The organism is Variovorax sp. EL159 (assembly GCF_900100965.1).
GTDB lineage: Bacteria > Pseudomonadota > Gammaproteobacteria > Burkholderiales > Burkholderiaceae_C > Variovorax.
In genome coordinates this window covers 93526-116281 of sequence record NZ_FMUJ01000005.1, presented here as the reverse complement: position 1 = coordinate 116281, position 22756 = coordinate 93526, and the positions used below count along the sequence as shown (strand labels likewise).

The window sequence follows — 22756 nt, the reverse complement described above, 5'->3', positions numbered from 1 at the left end:
TTGTCATCCCGCAGTCCCCGCCAAACCATCGCCAGCTTCTTGAGGCAATGGGTCGGGCCAGCTGAAGACCGCGAAATCAAGGACAGCCGGCAGCGCTGGATTGATCTTTGCGAGCTCGAGCGCTTCGCAGCCGCGTCGTTGCGCCAGCTGCAGCAGCCGGTGCAGTTCGTGCCATCCGAGCACCAGGGCCGCCGCAATGCTGTCGTTGGTGACGTCGACGCGCCAGCTGTACGCCTCGAGTTCGAAGATCACGAGGCTGCCGTCGCCGGCCTGAAACGTACCTCCGCGCTCAAGGTTCTGATGTCCCGCATGGATCTGCTGCGCAATCGCCCACGGCAGATGGCGAGCGTTGACCATCAATGTGCTGGCGATGTAGTGGTGAAGTGCTGGCGATGACGATGTGAAGGATTCGTGATCCGTCGAAGATTGAGAGCTTGAATCGTTGTTCATGGGTGCTGCTTTGTGGAAGAGAAGATGAAAGGGAAATAGGAAGAAATGGCAAAAAAGACCGCTTGTCTGCCCTCGCATGCAATGCCCTGTGGCCGCGGCAAGACACTTGTCAAGACAGCCCGCCAGAGGCGGCACAATCTGCGCATGACGACGAAGCAGGAACTGCCCGACGAGGTGCTGAGCACGATGGCGATAGAGTGGCGCAGGAAGGCACTTGAGGGAGAGGTTCAGGCCCGCGGTATCGCCCACGAGCTCGAGACGGAGTTGCGCCGGCGCGCCGGGGCCCCGTTCACGAACTACGACGCGCTGGACATGCGTCCCCTTGAGTCGAGGACGGCACGCCGGCGGTGGTGGGGCTTCTGGCGCAGCCGCTGACCGCAGCCGCGCCTGCCCTCACGACATCGGAACCTCGTCGTCCCGCGCAGGCGGCGCCCGGTCGAGTTCCACGCCACGCCAGAACGCCCCCTGTGCCCTGATGAGCCGCGCGATCTCGGCCTCATCGCGCTCGATGCGGTAGATCTGCAGGTCCTCGCCCCCCAGCAGCACGGCCACATCGGCGGCTTGCTTGCCCGTGACGGCCAGCAGGTGCAAAACCCGAAGCCGCATGTATTCCGGAACACCGTCGGCCCACAGGGGAGCGACGTTCATGCCCACGCACAGGCACTCGAGAAGCTGGACCTCGCACGAGGCCACGACCTCGCGCGCGATGGTGGCAAACATCCATGGGTGCTTCGGGTGCTGCAGCGTGGCATGGACTTTCCGCACCTTGCGCCCGGTTCGCTGCGTGTAGTGCGCGGCAACGATGGGCTCGAGCAATCGGCTCCAGTACCCGGGGCCTTCGTCCTGGAGTTGCTTCGGGTGCAACAGGTCCTGGCGGCCCGTCTTCTCCATCCAGAGGCGGATCGGAGATTTGAAGGGATCCCGGCCGAGGGCGGCGGCAGCATCAAGGTGGCCGATGCCGGTTTCAGGTGAGATGGATGGTTGGGATGTCTCGGGCGTTTCCGGCCAACGATCGGCTGCGGGCATCGCCACCAGATGCAGTCGGGCGCGCCCTGCCGATGAGGCATCCGGCGTTCGCAGGCGCTCTGCGCGGGTGTGGATCATGATTTGTTCCTTGAAGAGGGCATGCCCCAAAGCCAGAAGCCCCGCCCTCCTGATGGAGAGACGGGGCTTCGGGTGAGGGGCGGCGCGTGGAGGTTGGAGGTGGATGGATGTGGGTGAACTGCTGATCGCGCTCAAGCAGTGAGCTCGAGCGCATGGTGCAGGGCACGCTGCTTGATCGCCGCACCCTGGCCGAACCAGGCGCTGTCGAGCCGGTACTCGCGACTGCGGGCACGCCGCTCGTGGTCGACGAATTCGGTCATCGCGCTCAGCAGGCCCCAGGTTGTGCCTCGGGCAGCGGTGAGCTCGGCGCCACGGCCCTTGCCCTCGTACAGCTCCAGCACCTTCTTGGCCGCCCAGGCCCGTGGCATGGGGTCTGTCTTCGCCTCGGGGGCGGAGGCGCCGCCTAGATCACCCGGCCCGTAGAGCACGCGCTCGATGTATCGCAAGGCCTCGCTGCCCTTGACCTTGCGCTCGGACAGGGACTTCATGCGGTACATGAAGTCGTCCCACTGCCCGATGGCAATGCCGAGTTGGCGCTTGACCGCATCGGCATCGAAGCTGGTGTTGTGAGGCACGCGGATGACGTTGCTGGTGCTGTCCAATGCGATGGCCAAAGTGTTGTTGCACACGACACGCACAGTGGTGGGAGTGACGCTGGTGGCCAGCGTGCCGTCGCAGGAGGTTGCCAACAGCAGGTAGCCGTTGACGGTGTCACGGCCCTTGAGCACGGCCTGCTTGCCGGTACGTGCGAGCGCCCAGACCTTGCGCCCGCCCTTGAGAACACCGGCTGTCTCCATCTCGTAGCCACCGATCTCGGTCAAGTCGCGGTAGAACTCGAGCACGGCGCGCGGCTGCACGACCTGGTAGCGGCTGCTGACGACCGACAGTGGCGCGTGAGTGTCGCTGCGGTAGAGCACTTTCTGCTCTGCGAAGGACTGGAGAGTTTGGAGGGCATCGGCTGCGCGCTCGCTCATGTAGCGCACGGGTGTTTCGCGAATGGTCCAGTCCATGCCGGCTTGTTGGGCCCAGACTTCGAGGGGCTGCTTGGGTGGGAGGCGGTGGCCCAAGCGATGCCAGGGGGTGTCGCCGATGTATGCCATCTGTTCGATTTGATGTGCCATGGGAGGATGTCCTTAAGTGGAGATGAGGGGGAATGGTCAGCGGCGCGAGGCCGAGAAGGTCTGGCCGCAAGCAAGGCAGCGGCGGTTGCGCAGGATTGCGTCGTCAATGGCTTCGCCCAACGCTGCACCGACGGTGCAGCCAGCGATCGCGCCGCTCAGGCCACCGAGGATGGCGCCGGCGACGATGCCGAACGGTGTCGTGGCTGTCGCGGTGGCCGCCATGGCCATGCCGATCTCGGCGCCTGTGATGACACCGGACAGCGCACCGGAGATGCCACCGGCCGCGCCAGCGACGGTGCCGATGGTCGCGCCGGCCTTCTTGCCGGTGTCGCGCGGAACAACGCGTTGTGACTGGCAGGAAGGGCAGGCAACGTTCGGTGCGGATGTGAAGGTCTCATGCGGCTGGAAGGGTTCGTCGTCAAGCGTGGTGGAGGTGAAGTCATGGTCCATGAGGTGCGGGGGTTGGAGTGGTCCTCTGAAGAAGGGAGAAGGCGCGCCTGGCAGACCCAGACGGCACAAAGCCCAGCGCGGCGGAGGCCGGGCTGGGCTTTGTGGGATGCGGATGGACTTTCTACTGTCTATCCGGTCTAGTTATATAGGGCTGAAGAATTCTGCAATCGTGACGAGCAACCTCGCGAGCTTCGAGCTCAAACGCTTGCCGCCACTACCTCAAAGCTTCGAAGATGATCGAGACCTCGTCCACACCTCTTATGTCGAATACTTCTCCAGTAGATCGGGGGTGACGCCGACCTTGATGTCGCGCCCGGCGATGTTCGTGGTGCCCTGGCCGGGGAGCGGACGACCTCGTTAGCGATCCCGTAGACCGGGTCGCCGCCCTCATCGTCTCCAACCTCTGCATCGAAATTGACATCCTTCTGATCAAGCCGATCAAGGAGCTTCGACGTTCGAGACGGCAACAAAAATTACCTCGAACTTCTCCTAGACTGTCGACGAAATGATGCGCTCGTTGGTGTATCGACGCGCCGAAAGGCAGCGGTCTCGCTCAAAGAAATGTCTGCCCACCATCCACCGTCATTGTCTGTCCGGTGATGTGACGCGCATCGTCGCTGAGCAGGAAGGCAATTGCGGCCGCTTGGTCGCGAGCCTCGGCCATATGGCCAAGCGGAATGCCGAGCCTCCATTGGTCGAGGTTTCCTCTCACGGCCGCGGCGTGGCGAACCGGGTCAACGCCCATCATGGCCGTGGCAGTCGAGCCTGGACACAGTACGTTGACGGTGATGTTGTGCTGTGCCAGTTCCAGCGCCATGTAGCGCCCGAGCTGAATCACTGCAGCCTTCGAAGCTCCGTAGGCCGCAGCCGTAAGCTGCGGCGCGCGCCCGCCAATCGAAGCAACTGCAACGATCCGTCCACCGCCGCCCTGCGCCACGAGTTGACGGGCCACTGCCTGCGCGATCAGGAACGTGCCCGTCGCGTTGACGGTAAACACACGGTTCCAGGTTGCGAGTGAAGTCTCGAGAAAAGAATCGCGCGCGTAAATTCCCGCGCAGATGGCGACACCATCGATCCGGCCATGTCGCGCCATTACGGCCTCCATCATCGCTTTCACCGATTGCTCGCTACCGATGTCAACGGCGTGGGCCGAATGCCGCGCCGCGCGTGGCAGCTCGCCAGACAACCCATTTACCGCCGCGACATCCAGATCGGCGAGTGCGACGTCTGCACCACGCTCGGCCAACATTTTTGCCGTGGCGTACCCGATTCCGTCGTGCGCGCCTGCGCCAACCAAGAGCAGCGTCTTGCCTTCAAAGCTGTTGCCACTCATGCCGATGCTCCCACATTGCGCGCGCCGTAGTAGCCGGCCTCCATCGCGACCTTCCAGTAGGCAGCGCCAGCCGTGAAGCCGCCATCGATCACGACCTCTTCGCCCGTGATCATGCGTGCACCATCGCTGGAGAGAAAGGCGACCATGGCCGCGATGTCTTCCACCTCGGCTGCGCGCCCCATCGGCGTCATGCCGATCATCGTGCACAAGTGCGCAGCATTGCGATTGATGTCAGTGACAACCAGGCCGGGGCAGACGCAGTTGACTCGAACACCGAATGTCGAAAGCTCCAGCGCAGCCGACTTGGTCAGGCCTCGAACAGCCCATTTGCTCGCGGTATATGCCGGATCGGGATGGCCTGAAAAAGCCGCGTTCGATCCGATATTGACAATCGACCCGCTGCGCTGCTCCCGCATGAATGGGGCCACCTTCTGAATACCCAAAAAGCTACCCGTCAGATTGATGTCGATGACATGCCGCCATTCCGCCTCAAGATAGTCCGCGATGGTCTTGCGCTTCAGAATGCCGGCGTTGTTGACAAGAATATCGATGCGCGACTGCCAATCGGAGACAGCTGTGATCACCCGGTCCCAATCAGCTGCGACGCCCACATCAAGCGGGAAATAGCGCGCTTGCAGACCGCGAGAGCGCAGTTCCGTAGCAAGTGCCTCGCCCTCCTCATGCGCGACGTCGCAGATCGCGACGGCTGCGCCGTGTTGGGCGAACAAGGTCGCCTCGGCGCGTCCTTGGCCGTTCGCGCCGCCGGTAACAACGGCCACCTTGCCTTCGAAGGAAAAATTCATTCAAGCTCCTGGGATTAATGAGAGTTGGATGGCAGGATCGCCGGGCTGCCGGTGCCCGGCCAGCCGATCGGTGCCACGGAAGGGTGTCCATTCGTAGACGCCTCCGGCGTCCACCCAGCCGCAAGTACGCGGCGCTCGTGCGGTGCATCCGGAACGTCGGCCAGCAGCCACAGTAGCGGTGCAACCATCGATTCGGGACGGATCAACTGAGCTCGTTCGAAGCCAGATTCCTGCGGGATCATGGCCGTGTCGGCGGCACCACCTGGCACCAGCACGTTGACCGTGATACCGCTGCCCTCCAGGTCGCGCGCCATGATCGCGCTGTGCGATTCGAGTGAGGCCTTGGTGCCTCCATAGGGCGCAAAGCCGCGCCGCATCATCGAGTCGTGGCTGGTCGTTACGTTGACGATGCGGCCCCACCGCTGCAGCCGCATACGCCGCGCCGCATGCATCGCCAGCAGCATCGGAGCGATGCCGTTGACCTCGAAGAACTGCCGCACCAACGTATCCGACAACGAATCGAAGGCGGGAGGATCGGAGAAATAATTCTTGCTGATCAGGCCTGGGCCGAGGCCGGCGTTGTTGACCAGGATGTCGATTCCGCCGAGTAGCACCTGGGCAGCATCCATGATCGACACGCTTGCATCGGTTGCAGTCAGGTCGGCATCGAATCTGAAGGCCCGCTCACCGACTCTGCGCGCGTCGGCCAGCGCCAGCGTCTCACCGATCCGCGTGGCATCCTGATCGACGAGCATCACGCTGTAGCCGGCATCTAGCAGCCCAAGAGCCATTGCTCGCCCCAACCCGCCAGCCGCGCCTGTTATCACGACCCTGCGGTGCAATGCAGCGTTTGCACTCGTCATTGAAGAGGCTCCGCTTTCAACCGGCGGGTCGGTGCTGGTGCGGTCGCTGACACCACAGCCCGCGCCTTCGATCGAAGCCGGAGAAATCTTGCCGCTTCACCTACGATTCCTCGGCGGAAAGCCATCACACACAAGACGAAGATTGCGCCGTGAATCACCGTCACCCATGCGCCGAGCTGGGCCAGGTAGTTTTCCATCGCGGCCACGATCACTGCACCAACAATCGGCCCAGCGAAGGTGCCCACGCCACCGAGGACAGTCATCAGCATGGCGTGGCCCGACATACTCCAGTGCACGTTGGTCAACGAAGCCAGTTGGAAGACCAGCGCGTCAAGAGCTCCCGCGAGGCCCGCGAGTGCGGCCGAGAGTACAAAAGCCTGCAGCTTGAAGAGGTCGGTGTCATAGCCGAGCGAAACCGCCCGGGCTTCGTTCTCCCTGATGCTCTTCAGTACGTTGCCGAAGGGCGAGTTGATTGTCCGATAGATGAGCCAGAGGCCAAGCGAACAGACCACGAACACGAAGTAGTACATCGTGTTGGTGTTACTCAGATCGAGGATGCCGAAGAGCTTTCCACGCGGCACCCCCTGGATGCCCTCGTCGGCATGCGTGAACGGCGCCTGGAGAGCGATGAAGTAAATCATCTGCGCCAAAGCCAGTGTGATCATCGAAAAGTAGATGCCCTGCCGCCTGATGCCGACCACACCGAAGGCGAGCCCGAGCAGCGCCGATGCCGCGGTGCCAGCCAGAATAGCAAGTGCCGGATCCATCCCGAGTTCCTTCACGCAGTGTGCGGTGATGTAGCTGGCGCCTCCGTAGAACGCCGCATGACCGAAGGACAGCAGACCGCCGTACCCCAGCAGCAGGTTGAATGCACTGGCAAAAAGCGCGAAGCACAGCACCTTCATCAGGAACACCTGATAGACGATCTGCGGCGCGACCAACCCCAGCAGAAGCACCACCACCAACAGAGTCCTTGACAACACTGGTGGTGGCGCACAGGTCGCCGTGTCGCTGGACGCACCGTGGGCTGCTCCAGCCAACAACGCGTTACCGAAAAGGCCCGCCGGACGCACCAGGAGAACCAGCACCATCACGATGAAGACGATAGTGGTCGAAGCCTGCGGATAGAAAACCTTGGTCAGTCCCTCAACGAGACCCAGACCGAATCCGGAGACGATCGCACCCATGATCGAGCCCATCCCGCCAATGACGACCACGGCGAAGACGATGATGATTGCGTCAGCCCCCATCTGCGCATTGACTTGGTAGATCGGAGCGGCCATCACGCCGGCGAGCGCCGCAAGACCCACACCGCAACCGTAAGTCAGCGTCACCAGGCGCGGCACATTGATGCCGAACGCGCGCGTGAGCTTCGGGTTCTCGGTCGAGGCGCGCAGATGGGCACCCAGGCGTGTGCGTTCAATGAGATACCAGGTCGCCAAGCAGATCACGAGCGACAGTGCAATTACCCAGACGCGATAAATTGGCAGCACCATGAAGCCGATGTCCCAAGCGCCATTCAGCAGTTCAGGAATCGGGTACGGCACGCCCGTGGAGCCGAACTGATGGCGCACCAGTCCCTCGAGAATGAGCGCCACGCCGAAGGTCAGTAGCATGCCGTACAGGTGGTTCAGCCGGTATAGGTGCTGCAAGAACAGTCGCTCCAGCACAATGCCGAGCGCACCAACGATTAGCGGCGCGAGGATCAGCGCCGCCCAGTAGCCAACTCCCAGTGCATTCAACAGCACATAGGCGCACAACGCACCCAGCATGTATTGCGCTCCGTGGGTGAAGTTGACAATGTTCAGGAGGCCGAAGATGACGGCGAGGCCCAAGCTCAGCATCGCGTAGAAACTGCCATTGATCAAGCCGACCAGTAGCTGGCCAAACAATGCAGGGGCAGGCGGCAGGAAAGAGAAGAGTTCTGACATGGGAATCCTCACACGGCGAGGTAGGTGTTGACGCGCTCGCTGCTTTCGTTGAACTCAGCGCTGGTGAAGGCGTCGACCACCCGACCGTGCTCGACGATGTAGTGCCGCTCGGCGACGCTGGCGGCGAACTGCGAGTTCTGCTCGACCAGCAGGATGGTGAAGCCGCGAGTCTTCAGGGTGCGGATCGCTTTCTCGATCTGCTGGACGATGACGGGTGCCAGGCCTTCAGTTGGCTCGTCGAGCAGGAGCAGCTTTGCGCCGGTGCGCAGAATGCGGCCGATCGCAAGCATTTGCTGCTCGCCTCCCGACATCCGGGTTCCCAAGCTACGCCTGCGCTCCCAGAGGTTGGGAAACAACGCGTAGATTTCCTCCACGCTCATGCCACCTTTCGCGATGACGGGTGGCAGCATCAGGTTTTCCTCGACGCTGAGGCTGGCATAGATACCGCGCTCCTCCGGACAGAACGCGATGCCCAAGCGTGCGATGCGGTCAGAGGGAAGGTCGATGCAGTTCGTCCCACCGAGCAGCACCTCGCCGCTGCGGCGATCGAGCATGCCCATGATCGCCTTCAGGGCGGTCGATTTGCCGGCCCCGTTGCGTCCGAGCAGCGTGACCACTTCACCCTGTCGCACGTCGAAATCCATGCCGTGCAACACCTGCGACTCGCCATAGCCCGCGCGCAGGTTGCGGACGCGCAGCAGTTCAGGCATGAGCTGCTCCCATATAGGCCGCGCGGACCTCGGGATTCTTGGATACCTCCGCGTAGGGGCCCTCGGCAAGTACCTGGCCGCGCGCCATCACTGTGATCGTGTCCGACAGGGCTGCGACCACTGAAAGATTGTGCTCGACCATCAACACCGTGCGATGCTTTCCCACTTGCCGGATCAATTCGGAGACGACGCCGATGTCCTCACGGCCGAGACCCGCCATCGGTTCATCAAGCAGCAGCATCTCGGGGTCCAGCGACAGGGTGGTGGCGATTTCAAGCGCACGCCGCTTGCCATAGGAAAGATCGGCCGCGACGCTATCCAGGCAGTCACCGAGCCCCACCGACGCGAGCAACTCTTCCGCCCGGTCGTTCAGCACATCGAGACCGCTGTTGTTGCGCCAGAAGTGAAAGGCAGTGCCGAGCTTGCGCTGAAGCGCGATTCGCACGTTGTCGAGCACGCTCAGGTGCGGGAAAACAGCGGAGATCTGGAATGAGCGCACCAGGCCGAGGCGAGCCACTGCGGCAGGCCGCAAGCGCGTGATGTCGCGCCCGTTGTAGGAGATCGATCCGCCACTGGGCTGAAGAAACTTGGTCAGCAGATTGAAGGTGGTCGATTTGCCGGCACCGTTCGGGCCAATCAGTGCATGAATATGGCCGCGCCGGACGCGCAGGTCGACTCCCGAAACTGCACAGAAGCCTCCGAAGTCTTTGCGCAAGCCCTGCGCCTCGAGGATGTAGGGATTCATGGCTGCTTCTTCACCATGGGGCATTCGCTTTGTGCGATGGGCGAGAAAGCCTCTTCGGGCGCGATGGTCGCTAACAGATCAAGGTAGTCGGCCGGAGATTTCGACTGTGACTCCGCCTTCACCTTGCCGAGATACATGGTGCGAACCAACTGGTTGTCCTCGCGGATGCGGCCGTCCTTCACAGCAAAAGAGGTGACCGGCATAGCGCGCATGGTCGGCACGACGCTCGTCGCATCGTCGGTACCCGCCTTCTGGACCGCCTTCAGATAGTGCATGACGGCCTGATACTCGTCAGCGTGAGAGAACGCCGGATAGCGTCCCGTCTTTGCAAAGAAGCGCTTCGACCAGGCTCGCGCCTCGTCGTTCATCTCCGCGTAGAACGGTGTCGCAAATGTCACTCCGGCGGCCAATTGCGGCCCCATCGCAGCGATGTCGGTGGTGAACAGCCCACCACCGGCAACGAAAGTCACACCCTCCCTTGTCATTCCGAACTGCCGGGCCGCCTTGATGACATTGACCATGTCGGTCCCGCCGAAACCGAGCGCGATGCTATTCGCGCGTGCGCCCTGCGCCTGCAGCACGAAGGATGAAACATCACCGGCATTGACCGGCACGCGAACGTCGCCGAGTACACGCCCTCCTCCAGCCTTTATGCCTGCCATTGCGGCCGCCCGGGCCGGCGGACCAGCCGCAGTGTCCTGGACCATCACATACCAGTCCTTACCGAGCTTCTGGCTGACATAGCGCGTGGGCGAGACCCCCAACGAATAGAAGTCCGGTGCCCAGTGAACCCCATTGGGGATGCAGGCCTTGCCAATCAGATCGGAGCTCTGCGCAATGGTGTAGACGATGGTGCGTTTGGGCCGAGCCTTCGCAATGGCCTGAGCTGCCATCGAGACCGACGAGCCTGCAAGCCCAAAGACGGCCGAGACGTTGTCGCGATCGAACCATTCAGTGACGATCGCCGACCCAATCGTGGGCTTGAGTTGGTGATCTGCCGTAAGCAATTCGATCGGGCGCCCCAGCACGCTGCCGCCGAAGTCCTCGATCGCCATTTGAGCTGCAGCGACCGAGTACTTGCCCGACAGGTCGCTGTAGGCCGACGACATATCGGTCGCCATCCCAATCCTGAAAGACGGCGTCGTTTGCGCTGTTGCGGGGAGGGCCGCCATTGCGATGACGACGGCGATCGGGACCGTACGCATCGCCGCGCCAAGGGCCGAACCGGGGTGCCTGTTGTGCATGAATGTCTCCTTGTGGGTCGCGCCTCAGGCGGCGCGCCCACTTAGTATTTGACTATTTCGTCAAATACATCAGAGGGTTTCCCCCATTATTAGACACTTATGTCAACAACAGAATCTACCAGCCGGCTTCTCGCAGAGGTGTGGAAGCCGATCCGACATCAACCCCAAGGAAAAACCATGCCCTATGCCATCCTCACCTTCGACAAGCCACATGAAGAAGAACTGCGCTCCCGACTTCGCCCCGAGCATGTTGCCTACCTGGACGCACGCAAGCACCTCATGCTCGCCGGCGGCGCAATGCTTGACGAGAACGATAGACCGCACGGCGGCATCATCCTCATCGACACCGACGATCGCGCGATCGCTGACGCCTTTGCCGCCGGGGACCCCTTCAATCAGGGAGGGCTCTTCGAGCAAGTCAAAGTGATACGGTGGCGGAAATCGTTTTTCGATTTTGAAAACCTCATCTCTCGCTAGTCACGGTCAAGGGGAACGGGAGGCCTTCATATCGAATGACGAGGTCTTTCCGGTTTAGAAATCTCCACCGCATACGTGCCTGAACTCGAATGCACCGGCGCAGGCCGACAACGGAATGAAATGCCATGGACGGATTTGAGCTTCTAAGAACCTTTCAAGCAGTGGCCGAGCGAAGCAGCTTCTCGCGCACGGCGGTAGCGCTTCGAATGTCTCCTGCCGCCGTGAGCAAGCACATCTCCCAGCTTGAGACACGCTTTGGCGTTCGCTTGCTCAATCGGTCCACTCGCTCTGTCAGCCTGACGGATGCTGGAAGGCTGCTTCTCGAACGCAGCAAGCCGCTACTGGAGACCTTGGAAACGACGGCTCACGAGCTCGAAGCTCACGCACGCCAACCCTCGGGCCGCCTTCACATCACTGCACCGCACGGACTCGAGCACAGTCCCCTTCCAGGCGTCTTGGGTGCATTCATGAACCTTCATCCGCAGGTTCATGTAAGCCTGCGCCTCAGCAATCGGGTGGTCGATTTGGTTCAGGATGGTGTAGACGTTGCCATTCGCATGGGGCGGCTCAACAACGACAACCTCATTGTTCGCCGCCTGCACTCAGTCAGCATGTCGCTGTGCGCAACGCCACGCTATTGGGCTCGACGCGGCCTTCCGCGCACACCTGAAGACATTCGCAAGCACGATGTCTTGACTTATTCCTTGTTGGGGCCGACCCCCACGTTGCCTTTTCAAACGGCGGGGCCGAATGGCGAGATCTATGCGGTACCAGTGAACAGCCGAATGGATGCCAACGACGCCGTGGCGCTGATCAGCGCTGCCCTCGCAGATCTTGGCGTTATCTGCGTGCCGACCGTGATGGTTCGACAACACCTCAGCCAAGGTGCCCTTGTGCCTGTGCTACAGGAGCATCTACCGCGCGACCTATGGTTGTATGCGGCCTTCATGCAGCGACGCCAGAATAGTGCGGCAATGCGCGCATTGCTGGAATTCCTCGCCGAACGCATTCAAGGAGACGAAGCCTTTGATAGCAGTTTTTGAGGGAAGCGGATTTCAAGCTCGTCGTAAAAAAAGATGCGAAAGACGCGCCAGCGAATCCGCTAGGTCGCTGACGCGTCGGGGAACAGCGAAGTATGCAAACTTACCGCGGGCTTGATCGCACACGGCGGCGCGTCTTTCGCAGATCACCCTCTACCCCTTGAACTCACTACCCGCGATCGGCGTCCAGTTCTGCAGCGGTGTCAAGAAGTGCATCTCGAACCGGCGCTCCACGAATGCCCAGCGATGACCGCGGCGCTCAAACCGATCATGGTAGAGGCCACTGATCTGAACCGGACCACTCGTCACATCTGTGCATAGGCAGTCGACTGCAACTCTTCCGGTCGCACGATCGCCTTCGATGTCGATGATGGGATTGGCCATCCAATGATGCATGTGCGGCATTTGCTTCCAGTTCGAGTGCGCAGATTGCATGATCTCCTCGACTCCCTCGAACGCACCGAAGGTCGCGCCGAGAGACAGCGTTGCACCGTCGTGCCAAATGCCGCGTAGCATCGCCTCGTCTTGATTGTCAAAGGCCTGCGCGTACTGCCCGATCAATCGCTCAATAGCGAAGCGGCTTTCCAGCACGTCGAGGCGTGCCATGAGATCAACGTTGCTCATTTTCATTACTTTCAGTCGATGGTGTGGTCGCGAAATCCGTGGAAACCGACAGATCTCGCCAGCGCTCAACTTCCTCCGCTACGCTTTTGATCTTCTGCGTCACGACGGCCAGAGCGTCTGCGCCTGCCACGAAACGTAGCGGCGAAACGGGTTGCGCAGCAAGCTGCACCAACGCCTGCCCGAGCTTTTCCGGGTCGCCGACCTGGCGGTGATTGCGCTGCACAAACACAGCATTGGCCCGAGCGCGGAACTCCTCGTAGTCTTCGATGGAGATATCACCCTTCTTCAAGGCACGATCATCAAGAAAGTCCGTGCGGAACGCGCCGGGCTCGACAATGGTCAGTCGGATACCGAAGCCTGCGATTTCCAGCGCGAGAGCCTCCGAGAAACCTTCGATGGCGAACTTCGATGCAGAGTACATCGATGCACCTGAAACGCCTTTGAATCCGCCGTTGGACGACATGTTGATCACATACCCGGAGCGCTGGCCTCTCATTACCGGCAAGACCGCACGCGTCACGTTGAATGTGCCAAAGACATTGGTGGCAAACTGCCGTTCAGCGGACTCTGGTGCAATCTCCTCGAACGGCCCGAACTGGCCGTAGCCCGCGTTGTTCACGAGCACATCAATGCGCCCGAATCTCTTGACGGCGGCACTCACCACAGATCCAGCCTGAAGGGCATCGCGAATATCAAGCTTCGCAGTAAGCACGCGATCACCACTGTCAGCATAGGCAGTCGAAAGACGAGCGCTATCCATATCCGTAGCAACCATCAGGTCACCTGCGTCCAGTGCGGCACGGGCAATTCCGGCGCCCAGACCGCTGGCCGCTCCAGTCACCAGCCAAACTTTGCTCATAGCGGCATCTCCTCTTCGATCCAGGAAATCGCCGAATTGCGAAGTGGCTTCCAGCCCAGTTCCTTTCGGGCGCGTTTCGCGTTCACCCGGCTGTTGCTGCCGTAGGTGAAGTAGGCCCAGACCTCACCCCACTCCTTCGCCGCCTCTTCTGCCGGCCAGAAAACGACCGGTCCGAGCTTCATTCGCTTCGCGATTGCCGCGCCGATTTCTCCAAATGAAACCTCGCCGTTCTCAACAAAATAGAGCGTTCCTGCAGGTGCCTTCTCGAGGGCAAGCAGATAAAGCTCGGCCAGATCGTCGATGTGAACGTTCGACCAGACGTTGACGCCGCGGCCGACGATCTTCACTACTCCGCTCTTCTTGGCCTGATCGACGAGGAATGGAATCTGGACACTACGCGGATTGAGGCCGTGGCCCACGCCGTATACGTTGCTGGGACAAATGACGACCGCACGTATGCCCGAGCCGATGGCGTCGAGCACCCTTGTATCGATGTCACGGCGAGCCTGCTTCGAGGGCGGAACGACGAATGGGGTCTCCTCCTCAAAGACGGTCTCGGAGACCGAGTTCCCACGGGCGTCGTCGCTGATGACGCTAGAGCCGCTTGTATGTAGCAACGGCTTACCCGATCCCCAAAGCCCTTCAATGAGCGCCAAGACTCCGGGCCGATGATCGCTGTCCGCAGCGTTGATGACGCCATCAGACTTTTGCGCCTCCGCGACCAGGAGATCCCGGTCATCAAGCGTGCCAATGACGGGTTCGACCCCCAACTTTGCGATGCGCTCGGCCTTCTCGGCGTCGCGCACCAGGCCCCGGACGCTATGCCCCGCGGCCAACAGGCGTACGGCCACGCTACCGCCAATAAAGCCGGACGCCCCTGTGATAAATACTTTCATACAGATCTCGTTTCTGAAAAGGTGAACAGCATCAAAGCGGCAGCAGGGTTGTCTGGTGAGCAACAAGACGCCAAATCCCCTGCTCCTGACGCCAGGTCACGGAAAACAATGACTGCAGGCGCTTCTGGACTCCTCGGATCACGGCATCCATCACGACCTCGCCTCCGGCGAGGAACGCTTGATCACCAAGCCGAATGACTGTGTTGATCTGACGCTTGGAGCTCTGGTACACGACAAGTCCCGTCTTCACGGAGTCGACATAGCCTTTCTTGCCATCCTTGAGGCCGCTCGAATGCACGTACCACAAGTCCTCCGATACCAATCGGGATAGGGCCTCGTGATTCCCATCCAGCATGGCCAGCCACCTTTGGCCTTCCAACTGCTCAGCAAGCTCGAGCATCGGCACGTCGAGTCCGAAGCCTTCAACTTTTTCCTGCTCCGCAGGGACTGCGGATCTCTCTACCTTGGTCATGAGAACATCTCCTGTTGACTGACTGCGCAACAAACGTCGCACTCAGCGTCAACAGAACTTAGCGGCTCTCACCTCGAAGAATAAGGGGGCATCAACTCACCTCATCCCGGACAAAGTGTCCGGAATTGTTTACCCTCGGCACGTATGGATCGCTTCGCAATCAACGTATTTGTTCATGTCGCGGACGCACGCAGCTTTGTTGCGGCAGGCAGACTGCTGGGAATCTCCGCCTCCGGTATTGGCAAGAGCATCACGCGCCTTGAACAGAGTTTTGGTGTTCGGATGTTTCATCGCAGCACGCGCAGCGTGACACTTACCGCTGAAGGATCGGCTTTCCTCGAGCATGCGCGGCGCATCCGCGATGAGTTCGACGCCGCAGAGGCAGCACTGACCCAAACGACCTCGGAGGTTCGAGGCCGACTTCGAATCGGATTCCCGTTGATCGGCGCGCCATTCCTGGAAGTACTCACAGCATTCCAGCGGAAATATCCCGAGGTCGAGCTCGATTTGGAGTTCGACAACCGCAAGGTGGACGTGATCGAGGAAGGATTCGACGCCGTCGTGCGCAGTGGCGAGGTCGAAGACTCACAACTCTCGTCAAAACTGGTGGGCAGCTTCCGTATGCTTGTCGTCGGTGCGCCCTCCTACTTCGAGCGTCACGGCAAGCCCTCCCATCCCAGGGACCTAGCTCAGCATACATGCATCCAGTTTCGGATGCCGAACACGGGCAAGCTTCAGATCTGGAGGTTGCGTAGGACGAATGACGAGGCGGAGTATCGGCTGCCGACTTGCATGACTTGCAACAGCAACGAGGCGCGGTTGAGCTTTGCACTGGCAGGAGCCGGCATCGCATACATGTCGGACTATTCCGTACAGCATGCCCTGGCCAGCGGCGCCTTGGTTTCGGTGCTTGAGGACTATGCAACGGAGAAAAACGTCTTTCGTCTGCTGTGGCCTTCCGGCAAGCACATCACGCCGAAGCTGCGAGCATTCATTGACTTCTTGACCGAGCAATACTCCGAGCGGCAAATTCGCCAGAAATAGCATAGCCACAAGGTGCCCAGGCGCGCCGCGCTGCGGCAGTGTCCTTGCTCCAGCCCCCAGGAGCAGCTCGTGCCTTCCGGCAGAGAAGGTCATAGCTTCCACTGCCGCACCATGAATGCGGACATCTTGTCCGAGCAGTGTTGACCGCTACCCCACTTGGTACTGGACCCGGTCGCATCTATCTTTGGTTGGTCCTCACGGACATCGCAGGCCAGCGCCGCTACTGGCCTTCGCGCTTACTCAACCTAGGAAAGAAAATCAAATGTCCGATCAAGCTCGAGTTTATGTAGTGACGGGTGCAGCCTCCGGTATCGGCATGGAAACCAAGCGTCTTCTTGAATCGCAAGGTGGCCGTGTCATTGGTGTCGACATACGTGACGCAGAAGTTGTTGCAGATCTCAGCCAGCATCATGGCCGTGCGACCATGATCGAACAAGTCACCAAGATCAGCGATGGGAAGATCGACGCAATTCTCGCAATCGCGGGCGTCGACACAGGTGGTCCGATCACGGTCGCCGTGAACTATTACGGCGCCCTGGCGACACTCGAGGGCCTTCGCCCCCTGTTGCTTGAATCGTCAGCGCCTCGTGCGGTCGCTGTGTCATCCATCACCTCCGTTCATCTCTTCGACCCTCAACTCCTCAATGTGCTGCTAGACGGGGACGAGTCGCTGGCTCTGGAGAAGGCGAAAGAAGAGAAGTTTGTCTATGCCACCACCAAACGAGCCCTGTCGCGATGGATTCGTCGCAATGCCATTCGCTCTGAATGGTCTGGCGCCGGTATCCCCCTGAACGCTATTGCCCCTGGCCTTGTGAAAACGGAGCTACTCAAGCGACTGTTCGATGACGAGGGAACTCGCGCGAGGATCAGTGCCGGAACACCAATGCCTCTGGGCGGGCCCTATGAACCAATCGCCGCTGCCGAACTACTTGCGTGGCTTATCAGCGAAAAGAACGGTCACGTTACCGGTCAGACGATCTTCATTGATGGTGGTGCAGATGTCGTGATTCGCGGTGATTCAACCTGGTAGTCACCCCCAAAGATCTCTTGCTCGGTCGGCTCTGCGTCGGTCGAAGCCCACGTTTTCACGATGCCGGCCCAGCCACAGCGACACAAGGAGCCGACCGGCGATCCTGAGTGGAGCGGCTGAAGCCAGCATGCGGCGTCCACTTACCGGGCCGCTTTCGACGCCTCATGTCACGAAGAGAGCGGCTCCCTCTGCTCACTTCCGTGGGAGACGCTCGAGCGGGAAGTTCAGGACATCCCTTCGAGTAACGGCGAACAGATCCCTGACCCGAGCGGGACTGGAGCCTCGGGACGCAAGGAAATCGCACGCAGGCGTTGCCACCGACGCAATATTGACGATGTAAAGATTTGAGCTAAACTGCATCCCGATGACGGCAATCTCTGCGTCCGCAGCCAAGGCCGTGTCCAAAGGAGATCTCATGGGCGACCCATCCCCTTCGTCGGCAGCGCCGCGTGAAAAAAACCAGTCGCTACCCAGAAGACGCCGCTACGCCACCGTCGACGTATTCACCGACGGCATGTTTAGCGGAAACCCGTTAGCCGTCGTCCTCGAAGCCGAGGGCCTGTCGGCGGAGCAAATGCAAACGATCGCCAGGGAGTTCAACTACGTTGAGACGACCTTTGTCTTCCCCCCGCGCGATGGCTCCCACACCGCACATGTCCGAATCTTCACGCCCGATCGTGAGGTGCCATTCGCTGGACACCCGAACATCGGTACGGCGTTCATCTTGGCTAGAAGAGCGACGGACCGTGGCGATCCCCCCTTGAAGAATCTCGTGTTTGAAGAGGCTGCAGGCCTGGTGCAGATAGAGCTCATATGGGAAAACGATTCCGTCGTCGGTGCTGAACTCCTCTCCCCTGAGCCCCTCGCTCGACGCTCCGAAGTTTCACCCGCACTTGCAGCCGCTTGTCTAGGCCTGACGGCGGATGACGTTTCCACGGAGAGAAATCTGCCTCAGGTGGTCTCCGCGGGCCTCCCGTCACTGGTCTTCGAAGTCAAGTCGCGTGCGGCACTGCGCCGAGTTCTCCCTGATCGCCAGTCCTTTGAAAAAGTCTTCCCGCTGGATGGCGCACAAGCCATCTATGTCTATACGCACGACGTCGGAGCGGACACCGGCTGCGATGTGCACGCGCGAATGTTCACGCGCCGTATGGTGGAGGATCCAGCGACAGGCAGCGCTGCTGCAGCGTTGACCGCTTTGCTTACAGAAATCAGCGGAGATTCGGAGACTCACCTCCGCATTCGTCAAGGTGAAGACATGGGACGCCCAAGTTTGCTGTTAACCCGAGCGCAGTCGCACCTTGGGGTTACGCGTACACGCGTTGGTGGTCGATGCGTCGCCGTCTTCGAAGGAAGCTTCACCCTCTAAGCCCAACCAGTGGACGAAGAGTGCGACTGCACGAACCACGGATTCCTGCTTTCGACAGCTTGCGACAACGCTTCGCTTCACGCCACTTCATTCACGAGAGCCACTAGCAGATCGGCGCCGCCGCTTGCCGTCATGGATAGAGGTTAATACCAAGTTGACATCGTAAAGATTGAAAACTACATTGCACCTGTCTCAAACGGAAATGGCCTGCATCTGCAGTCCGACCACAAATGCGCACCTCAGGAGATCCGATGAGTGATTCAGCCCCTTCTCTGTCGGCGTTGGCTTCGCCGCTCGACCCTATCGGCTTCGAGACTCAACTCGGGCCCTTGCCTTCTAGTGGTAAGTGGCCCCCTGAGTTGCGTGGCACGTTGGTGCGCAACGGCCCCAATCCATACATCGAGGTGCCCGGCAGCCATTGGTTCTTGGGTGACGGCATGCTCCATGCCTTCAGCATCGACAACGGCGTGGTGCACTACCGCAACCGTTGGATTCGTACGCAGCGCCTCGTGGCCCAGCAGGCAACAGGTCAGCCACGTGCCACATCGCTGTCCGTCTCCGCGGGTGACGATGGAACCGCCAATACCAACGTGATCGGCCACGCCGGTCACATGCTTGCGCTGGAGGAAGCGCACTTGCCGATAGACATCGATGTCGACTCGCTCGATACGATCGGCCCTATCGATTTCAACAGCGGGTTGAACGGCGCCTTCACCGCACACCCAAAGACGGACCCGCACACGGGTGAGCTGATCTTCTTTGGATTTGGAACACCCGAGCAACTGTCGGCCGGCATGAGTTACGGCGTGATTTCCGCGCAGGGAAAAGTCACGCGCTTCGAACGATTTGAGGCGCCCTACGCGAGCATGGTCCACGACTTCATGGTCACGAAGGACTATGTGATGTTCCCTGTCATGCCGCTCACGGCAAGCCAGGAACGTGCGAAAAATGGACTGCCTCCGTACGCCTGGGAGCCTGAGTTTGGTACACGTGTAGGCATCATGCCGCGCACCGGAAGTACGCGTGACATTGAGTGGTGGGAAGGCCCTCCCAGCTATGTATTTCACCCGATGAATGCGTGGCAAGACCCAAATCATCCGAACCTCCTTCATGCCGACGTGATGGAGTTCGACGTGCCACCGTTGTTTCCCCTGCCAGACGGCTCGCCTTCCCCGGATGCGAACCCAGTCGCGCATCTTGTGCGCTGGACTTTCAACACCGCAGATACACGCCGACGTTTCACGCGCATACGAATCGATCCGGTGCCAGGCGAGTTCCCACGCATTGATGAGCGGTTTTCCGGACTTCCGTATCGACACGGCTGGTACGCCTCCCATGTGGTGACTAGCGACGGCCGTTTGCAGAGCTACAACGGCCTGCGTCATGTGGACCACGCCACGGAAGAACGTTCCGACTTCACCTTCAATCCCGACGATCGAGTCTCCGAGCCGGTTTTCGTGCCGCGCGCGGCGGATGCGCGGGAAGGCGACGGATGGTTGCTTGCGGTGGTTTGGCGCGCAACGGAGAACCGCAGCGACCTGGTCGTCTTCAACGCACTGGACCTGGCACACGGCCCCGTGTGCAGCGCCGCGTTGCCCCACCGTGTGCCCGCCGGATTTCACGGCAACTGGTTTCCCGCCATAGAGCGGAAGAACGTCGCACAGACCGGCGGCTAGTCAAGGTCGATTGGCTCCACTTACACGCATCTACATAAACAAGGAATCTCAATGTTGAAAGAAGGACTGCTCAAAGGAAAGCGAATTCTTGTCACCGGTGGCGGCACCGGGCTGGGAAAGGAAATGGCTTCCATGTATGCCGCGCTCGGCGCCGACCTCTATCTGTGCGGCCGGCGACAGGAGGTTGTCGAGCAAACCGCGGCGGAACTGGCTTCGGCGCACGGCACCAAAGTCCGGGCATTTGCCACGAACATCCGCGACCCTGAAGGCGTCGACGCGATGATTCAGGCGATCTGGGACGACGGCGGCCCACTTGACGGTGTCCTGAACAACGCGGCCGGCAACTTCGTGAGCCGTACCGAGGACCTTTCGCATCGCGGCTTCGATGCTGTCGCCAGCACGGTGATGCACGGAACCTTCTACGTGACCCACAGCGTGGGGAAACGTTGGGCACAGGAAGCACGGAAGCTTCTGGCCGACGGTGCTGAGCTGCCAACCCGTAGCGTCGTATCAATCCTCGTGACGTGGATCTTCAACGGCGGTCCTTTTGTGGTCCCTTCGGCGATGGCAAAGTCGGCTGTAGCCAACATGACCAAATCGCTCGCGGTGGAATGGGGCGGCTACGGCATCCGCCTCAACGCAATCGCACCAGGCGAATTTCCCACTGAGGGGATGAATGCCCGGCTCACGCCCGGCAAGAAGACCTCAGGGCGCGAAGCGAACAATCCAATGCGTCGCATCGGTCGCATGTCGGAGCTCAAGAATCTCGCAGGCTTCCTCATGGCGGATGGTGCCGACTGGATGACCGGGCAAGTCATCTCGATCGATGGCGGGAACTCTCTCGCAACCGGCGGCAACTTCTATGCCTATCGAAACAACACCGATGAAGAGTGGGCGCACATGCGCGACAGCATTCGGCTGCAGGACGTGAAGGACCGGCAGATGCGCGTGGCGTGAACAGCGATACCAACGCCGATCAATCTCCCACATCGAACCCTGGTCAGGACCCATCTTGTCCCAATCCTCATCACCTGAGAAAACATCGCTTCTCGAAGTCGACGACCTGAGCGTGCAGTTTGGCGGAATCAAGGCCTTGGATCAGGTCTCGTTCAAAGTCTGGCCTCGCTCGGTCTGTGGCCTGATCGGACCCAACGGTGCCGGCAAGACCACTCTGGTGAACTGTGTCAGTCGCATCCAGCCCCCGACCCGAGGCGACATCCGCCTTAAAGGGCGGTCTGTCCTGGCGCACCGGCAGTATGAGATGGCTGGCATGGGCGTCCTACGCACCTTTCAGAACCTGGCCTCGTTTGCCCATCTTCCCGTCTGGCACAACGTACTCATCGGCGCGCATTGCCAAGGTAGTTCTGGCTACATCGCAGCCTTGTTTGGCAGCCGCCAGCAACGCGCCGAGGAGAAGGAAATCGAAGCGCGCGCGCTTCTGGCGATGGATCGGCTGAGCCTTACGGAACATGCCTCAACACCAGTAGGTCAGTTGCCTGCGGGGGTCCAGAGACGCGTGGAGATGGCACGCGCCCTGGCAGCAGGTCCGCGCCTTCTATTGCTCGATGAACCTGCCGCAGGTCTCACGCCCGGTGAACTGGAGCAACTCGCTCAACACATCCATCGGTTGCGCGACGAGGATGGCATCTCCGTACTGCTGATCGAACACAACATGAACCTCGTCATGAATGTCTGTGACGAACTCGTCGTTCTCGACTTCGGCCGCGTCATTGCGAAAGGCTCACCGGATGAGGTGCGCGAACATCCCGAAGTGTTGCGGGCGTACCTAGGAGAGCCGGCATGAGCGATCAACTTCTGACGGTCCGTCGGCTGTCGGCAGGCTACGGGGGTGTCCAAGTTTTGCGCGACATCTCGTTCGACGTCAATGCTTCGCGCGTGACCGCGCTGCTGGGCGCCAACGGTGCCGGCAAGACCACTGTCTTGCGGGCGATCAGTGGCATGTGCAACCGCAGTGGAGAGATCCGATTCCAAGGCCGAAGCATCGCCGAACTCGAGGCGAGCCGCATCAGTCGACTCCGCATCGCACATGTCCCTGAAAACCGAGGCACCTTCGTCGACTTTTCGGTCCTCGACAACCTTCGTCTGGGCGGCCTCGCGACCGGCGAAAAGTCGACGATCACCACCGATATGGACCGCGTCTTCACCTACTTTCCGCGCCTCGCCCAACGCCGAAAGCAGACGGCGGGACTACTTTCAGGTGGCGAGCAGCAGATGCTCGCCATCGGTCGCGCGCTGATGATGCGGCCCATCATGATGCTGCTCGACGAACCATCGTTCGGCCTGGCCCCCCTGCTCGTGCAGGAGATCTACACCATCTTGCGCGCTATCACGAAGGACAGCCAGATTGGCGTCCTGCTGGTCGAGCAGCGCGCCGAACTGGCAACCGAGATGGCGCACCACATCTGTGTGATGCAGAACGGTCGACTCATCGGGCAGGGAAGTCCAGCCGAGGTCGCAGCAAATTCGGCGCTGCACCAAGCCTATCTTGGAGGTTGAC

The 22756-nt window shown here is 60.6% G+C and carries 25 protein-coding genes; 10 read left to right on the top strand and 15 right to left on the bottom strand.

Going from position 1 to position 22756, the window contains the following annotated elements; translation table 11 throughout:
- Window positions 1–3: 3 nt before the first annotated feature.
- Window positions 4–450, bottom strand: coding sequence for a hypothetical protein (locus BLQ28_RS21465; protein ID WP_143012537.1), 447 nt, complete (start codon window positions 448–450; stop codon window positions 4–6).
- 144 nt (window positions 451–594) lie between these two features.
- Between BLQ28_RS21465 and BLQ28_RS21460 the strand changes: the two genes are divergently transcribed.
- Window positions 595–825 (top strand): hypothetical protein, encoded by a 231-nt coding sequence (locus BLQ28_RS21460; protein ID WP_143012536.1) that lies wholly within the window; start codon window positions 595–597, stop codon window positions 823–825.
- A gap of 18 nt (window positions 826–843) precedes the next feature.
- Here the strand turns inward: BLQ28_RS21460 and BLQ28_RS21455 are convergent, their stop codons facing one another.
- The 10 genes from BLQ28_RS21455 to BLQ28_RS21410 all read right to left on the bottom strand — a co-directional run bounded on the left by BLQ28_RS21455 (window position 844) and on the right by BLQ28_RS21410 (window position 10754).
- Window positions 844–1554, bottom strand: coding sequence for a YqaJ viral recombinase family nuclease (locus BLQ28_RS21455; RefSeq protein ID WP_256327406.1), 711 nt, complete (start codon window positions 1552–1554; stop codon window positions 844–846).
- Between the two features lie 131 nt (window positions 1555–1685).
- Complete coding sequence (locus BLQ28_RS21450; RefSeq protein WP_093243725.1) at window positions 1686–2675, bottom strand: DUF932 domain-containing protein; 990 nt, start codon at window positions 2673–2675, stop codon at window positions 1686–1688.
- A gap of 36 nt (window positions 2676–2711) precedes the next feature.
- Window positions 2712–3125, bottom strand: coding sequence for a hypothetical protein (locus BLQ28_RS21445; RefSeq protein ID WP_218121952.1), 414 nt, complete (start codon window positions 3123–3125; stop codon window positions 2712–2714).
- Between the two features lie 553 nt (window positions 3126–3678).
- Complete coding sequence (locus tag BLQ28_RS21440) at window positions 3679–4458, bottom strand: SDR family NAD(P)-dependent oxidoreductase (RefSeq protein WP_093243722.1); 780 nt, start codon at window positions 4456–4458, stop codon at window positions 3679–3681.
- Window positions 4455–5261, bottom strand: coding sequence for an SDR family NAD(P)-dependent oxidoreductase (locus BLQ28_RS21435; RefSeq protein WP_093243719.1), 807 nt, complete (start codon window positions 5259–5261; stop codon window positions 4455–4457). The genes BLQ28_RS21440 and BLQ28_RS21435 overlap by 4 nt, the downstream gene beginning before the upstream one ends.
- A 14-nt stretch (window positions 5262–5275) precedes the next feature.
- Window positions 5276–6124: an SDR family oxidoreductase gene (locus tag BLQ28_RS21430; RefSeq protein ID WP_093243717.1), complete on the bottom strand. Its 849-nt coding sequence runs from the start codon at window positions 6122–6124 to the stop codon at window positions 5276–5278.
- Complete coding sequence (locus BLQ28_RS21425) at window positions 6121–8055, bottom strand: ABC transporter permease (protein WP_093245475.1); 1935 nt, start codon at window positions 8053–8055, stop codon at window positions 6121–6123. The genes BLQ28_RS21430 and BLQ28_RS21425 overlap by 4 nt, the downstream gene beginning before the upstream one ends.
- Window positions 8056–8063: 8 nt before the next feature.
- A complete protein-coding gene (locus BLQ28_RS21420; RefSeq protein ID WP_093243714.1) occupies window positions 8064–8765 on the bottom strand; it encodes an ABC transporter ATP-binding protein in 702 nt (233 codons plus the stop codon).
- Window positions 8758–9510, bottom strand: a complete 753-nt coding sequence (locus tag BLQ28_RS21415; RefSeq protein ID WP_176801185.1) for an ABC transporter ATP-binding protein — start codon at window positions 9508–9510, stop codon at window positions 8758–8760. Before BLQ28_RS21415 ends, BLQ28_RS21420 begins: the two co-directional genes overlap by 8 nt.
- Window positions 9507–10754 carry an ABC transporter substrate-binding protein gene (locus BLQ28_RS21410; protein ID WP_093243709.1) on the bottom strand — a complete coding sequence of 416 codons (1248 nt, stop codon included), beginning with the start codon at window positions 10752–10754 and terminating at the stop codon, window positions 9507–9509. The genes BLQ28_RS21415 and BLQ28_RS21410 overlap by 4 nt, the downstream gene beginning before the upstream one ends.
- Window positions 10755–10931: 177 nt before the next feature.
- Here BLQ28_RS21410 and BLQ28_RS21405 point away from each other — a divergent pair, with 177 nt between their 5' ends.
- Both BLQ28_RS21405 and BLQ28_RS21400 read left to right on the top strand, forming a co-directional pair.
- Window positions 10932–11231, top strand: coding sequence for a YciI family protein (locus tag BLQ28_RS21405; protein ID WP_093243706.1), 300 nt, complete (start codon window positions 10932–10934; stop codon window positions 11229–11231).
- A 125-nt stretch (window positions 11232–11356) separates the two neighbouring features.
- Window positions 11357–12274 carry a LysR family transcriptional regulator gene (locus tag BLQ28_RS21400; protein WP_093243704.1) on the top strand — a complete coding sequence of 306 codons (918 nt, stop codon included), beginning with the start codon at window positions 11357–11359 and terminating at the stop codon, window positions 12272–12274.
- Between the two features lie 150 nt (window positions 12275–12424).
- Here BLQ28_RS21400 and BLQ28_RS21395 read toward each other — a convergent pair whose 3' ends face one another.
- Genes BLQ28_RS21395 through BLQ28_RS21380 form a run of 4 tightly spaced genes read right to left on the bottom strand, consistent with a single transcriptional unit; the run spans window position 12425 to window position 15122 of the window.
- Window positions 12425–12901, bottom strand: a complete 477-nt coding sequence (locus BLQ28_RS21395; protein WP_218121951.1) for a nuclear transport factor 2 family protein — start codon at window positions 12899–12901, stop codon at window positions 12425–12427.
- The gene (locus BLQ28_RS21390) at window positions 12882–13754 is read right to left on the bottom strand and encodes an SDR family NAD(P)-dependent oxidoreductase (protein ID WP_093243700.1); all 873 of its coding nucleotides are present in this window, start codon (window positions 13752–13754) and stop codon (window positions 12882–12884) included. Before BLQ28_RS21390 ends, BLQ28_RS21395 begins: the two co-directional genes overlap by 20 nt.
- On the bottom strand, window positions 13751–14650 hold the full coding sequence (locus tag BLQ28_RS21385) for an NAD-dependent epimerase/dehydratase family protein (RefSeq protein ID WP_093243697.1): 900 nt from the start codon (window positions 14648–14650) through the stop codon (window positions 13751–13753). Before BLQ28_RS21385 ends, BLQ28_RS21390 begins: the two co-directional genes overlap by 4 nt.
- Before the next feature lie 31 nt (window positions 14651–14681).
- Window positions 14682–15122: a nuclear transport factor 2 family protein gene (locus tag BLQ28_RS21380; RefSeq protein WP_093243695.1), complete on the bottom strand. Its 441-nt coding sequence runs from the start codon at window positions 15120–15122 to the stop codon at window positions 14682–14684.
- Window positions 15123–15266: 144 nt separating this feature from the next.
- Here BLQ28_RS21380 and BLQ28_RS21375 point away from each other — a divergent pair, with 144 nt between their 5' ends.
- From BLQ28_RS21375 to BLQ28_RS21340, 7 genes are all read left to right on the top strand, one after another.
- Window positions 15267–16166: a LysR family transcriptional regulator gene (locus BLQ28_RS21375; RefSeq protein WP_093243692.1), complete on the top strand. Its 900-nt coding sequence runs from the start codon at window positions 15267–15269 to the stop codon at window positions 16164–16166.
- A gap of 262 nt (window positions 16167–16428) precedes the next feature.
- Window positions 16429–17196, top strand: coding sequence for an SDR family oxidoreductase (locus BLQ28_RS21370; RefSeq protein WP_093243690.1), 768 nt, complete (start codon window positions 16429–16431; stop codon window positions 17194–17196).
- 364 nt (window positions 17197–17560) lie between these two features.
- Window positions 17561–18562, top strand: coding sequence for a PhzF family phenazine biosynthesis protein (locus tag BLQ28_RS21360; protein WP_256327405.1), 1002 nt, complete (start codon window positions 17561–17563; stop codon window positions 18560–18562).
- Window positions 18563–18813: 251 nt separating this feature from the next.
- Entirely contained in the window at window positions 18814–20238 is a 1425-nt protein-coding gene (locus tag BLQ28_RS21355; RefSeq protein WP_093243681.1) for a carotenoid oxygenase family protein, read from the top strand.
- Between the two features lie 51 nt (window positions 20239–20289).
- On the top strand, window positions 20290–21195 hold the full coding sequence (locus tag BLQ28_RS21350) for an SDR family oxidoreductase (RefSeq protein ID WP_093243678.1): 906 nt from the start codon (window positions 20290–20292) through the stop codon (window positions 21193–21195).
- 55 nt (window positions 21196–21250) lie between these two features.
- Entirely contained in the window at window positions 21251–22042 is a 792-nt protein-coding gene (locus BLQ28_RS21345) for an ABC transporter ATP-binding protein (RefSeq protein ID WP_093243675.1), read from the top strand.
- Window positions 22039–22755, top strand: coding sequence for an ABC transporter ATP-binding protein (locus tag BLQ28_RS21340; RefSeq protein WP_093243673.1), 717 nt, complete (start codon window positions 22039–22041; stop codon window positions 22753–22755). Before BLQ28_RS21345 ends, BLQ28_RS21340 begins: the two co-directional genes overlap by 4 nt.
- Window position 22756 lies beyond the last annotated feature (1 nt).

Excerpts from the sequence above, each read along its gene's own strand:
- BLQ28_RS21445 (WP_218121952.1), bottom strand. The coding sequence starts at position 3,125 with ATGGACCATGACTTCACCTCCACCACGCTTGACGACGAACCCTTCCAG.
- BLQ28_RS21360 (WP_256327405.1), top strand. The coding sequence starts at position 17,561 with ATGACGGCAATCTCTGCGTCCGCAGCCAAGGCCGTGTCCAAAGGAGAT.
- BLQ28_RS21420 (WP_093243714.1), bottom strand. The coding sequence starts at position 8,765 with ATGCCTGAACTGCTGCGCGTCCGCAACCTGCGCGCGGGCTATGGCGAG.
- BLQ28_RS21455 (WP_256327406.1), bottom strand. The coding sequence starts at position 1,554 with ATGATCCACACCCGCGCAGAGCGCCTGCGAACGCCGGATGCCTCATCG.
- BLQ28_RS21400 (WP_093243704.1), top strand. The coding sequence starts at position 11,357 with ATGGACGGATTTGAGCTTCTAAGAACCTTTCAAGCAGTGGCCGAGCGA.
- BLQ28_RS21465 (WP_143012537.1), bottom strand. The coding sequence starts at position 450 with ATGAACAACGATTCAAGCTCTCAATCTTCGACGGATCACGAATCCTTC.
- BLQ28_RS21390 (WP_093243700.1), bottom strand. The coding sequence starts at position 13,754 with ATGAGCAAAGTTTGGCTGGTGACTGGAGCGGCCAGCGGTCTGGGCGCC.
- BLQ28_RS21425 (WP_093245475.1), bottom strand. The coding sequence starts at position 8,055 with ATGTCAGAACTCTTCTCTTTCCTGCCGCCTGCCCCTGCATTGTTTGGC.
- BLQ28_RS21430 (WP_093243717.1), bottom strand. The coding sequence starts at position 6,124 with ATGACGAGTGCAAACGCTGCATTGCACCGCAGGGTCGTGATAACAGGC.
- BLQ28_RS21380 (WP_093243695.1), bottom strand. The coding sequence starts at position 15,122 with ATGACCAAGGTAGAGAGATCCGCAGTCCCTGCGGAGCAGGAAAAAGTT.
- BLQ28_RS21435 (WP_093243719.1), bottom strand. The coding sequence starts at position 5,261 with ATGAATTTTTCCTTCGAAGGCAAGGTGGCCGTTGTTACCGGCGGCGCG.
- BLQ28_RS21355 (WP_093243681.1), top strand. The coding sequence starts at position 18,814 with ATGAGTGATTCAGCCCCTTCTCTGTCGGCGTTGGCTTCGCCGCTCGAC.
- BLQ28_RS21385 (WP_093243697.1), bottom strand. The coding sequence starts at position 14,650 with ATGAAAGTATTTATCACAGGGGCGTCCGGCTTTATTGGCGGTAGCGTG.
- BLQ28_RS21375 (WP_093243692.1), top strand. The coding sequence starts at position 15,267 with ATGGATCGCTTCGCAATCAACGTATTTGTTCATGTCGCGGACGCACGC.
- BLQ28_RS21370 (WP_093243690.1), top strand. The coding sequence starts at position 16,429 with ATGTCCGATCAAGCTCGAGTTTATGTAGTGACGGGTGCAGCCTCCGGT.
- BLQ28_RS21350 (WP_093243678.1), top strand. The coding sequence starts at position 20,290 with ATGTTGAAAGAAGGACTGCTCAAAGGAAAGCGAATTCTTGTCACCGGT.
- BLQ28_RS21415 (WP_176801185.1), bottom strand. The coding sequence starts at position 9,510 with ATGAATCCCTACATCCTCGAGGCGCAGGGCTTGCGCAAAGACTTCGGA.
- BLQ28_RS21450 (WP_093243725.1), bottom strand. The coding sequence starts at position 2,675 with ATGGCACATCAAATCGAACAGATGGCATACATCGGCGACACCCCCTGG.
- BLQ28_RS21340 (WP_093243673.1), top strand. The coding sequence starts at position 22,039 with ATGAGCGATCAACTTCTGACGGTCCGTCGGCTGTCGGCAGGCTACGGG.
- BLQ28_RS21395 (WP_218121951.1), bottom strand. The coding sequence starts at position 12,901 with ATGAAAATGAGCAACGTTGATCTCATGGCACGCCTCGACGTGCTGGAA.
- BLQ28_RS21440 (WP_093243722.1), bottom strand. The coding sequence starts at position 4,458 with ATGAGTGGCAACAGCTTTGAAGGCAAGACGCTGCTCTTGGTTGGCGCA.
- BLQ28_RS21460 (WP_143012536.1), top strand. The coding sequence starts at position 595 with ATGACGACGAAGCAGGAACTGCCCGACGAGGTGCTGAGCACGATGGCG.
- BLQ28_RS21405 (WP_093243706.1), top strand. The coding sequence starts at position 10,932 with ATGCCCTATGCCATCCTCACCTTCGACAAGCCACATGAAGAAGAACTG.
- BLQ28_RS21410 (WP_093243709.1), bottom strand. The coding sequence starts at position 10,754 with ATGCACAACAGGCACCCCGGTTCGGCCCTTGGCGCGGCGATGCGTACG.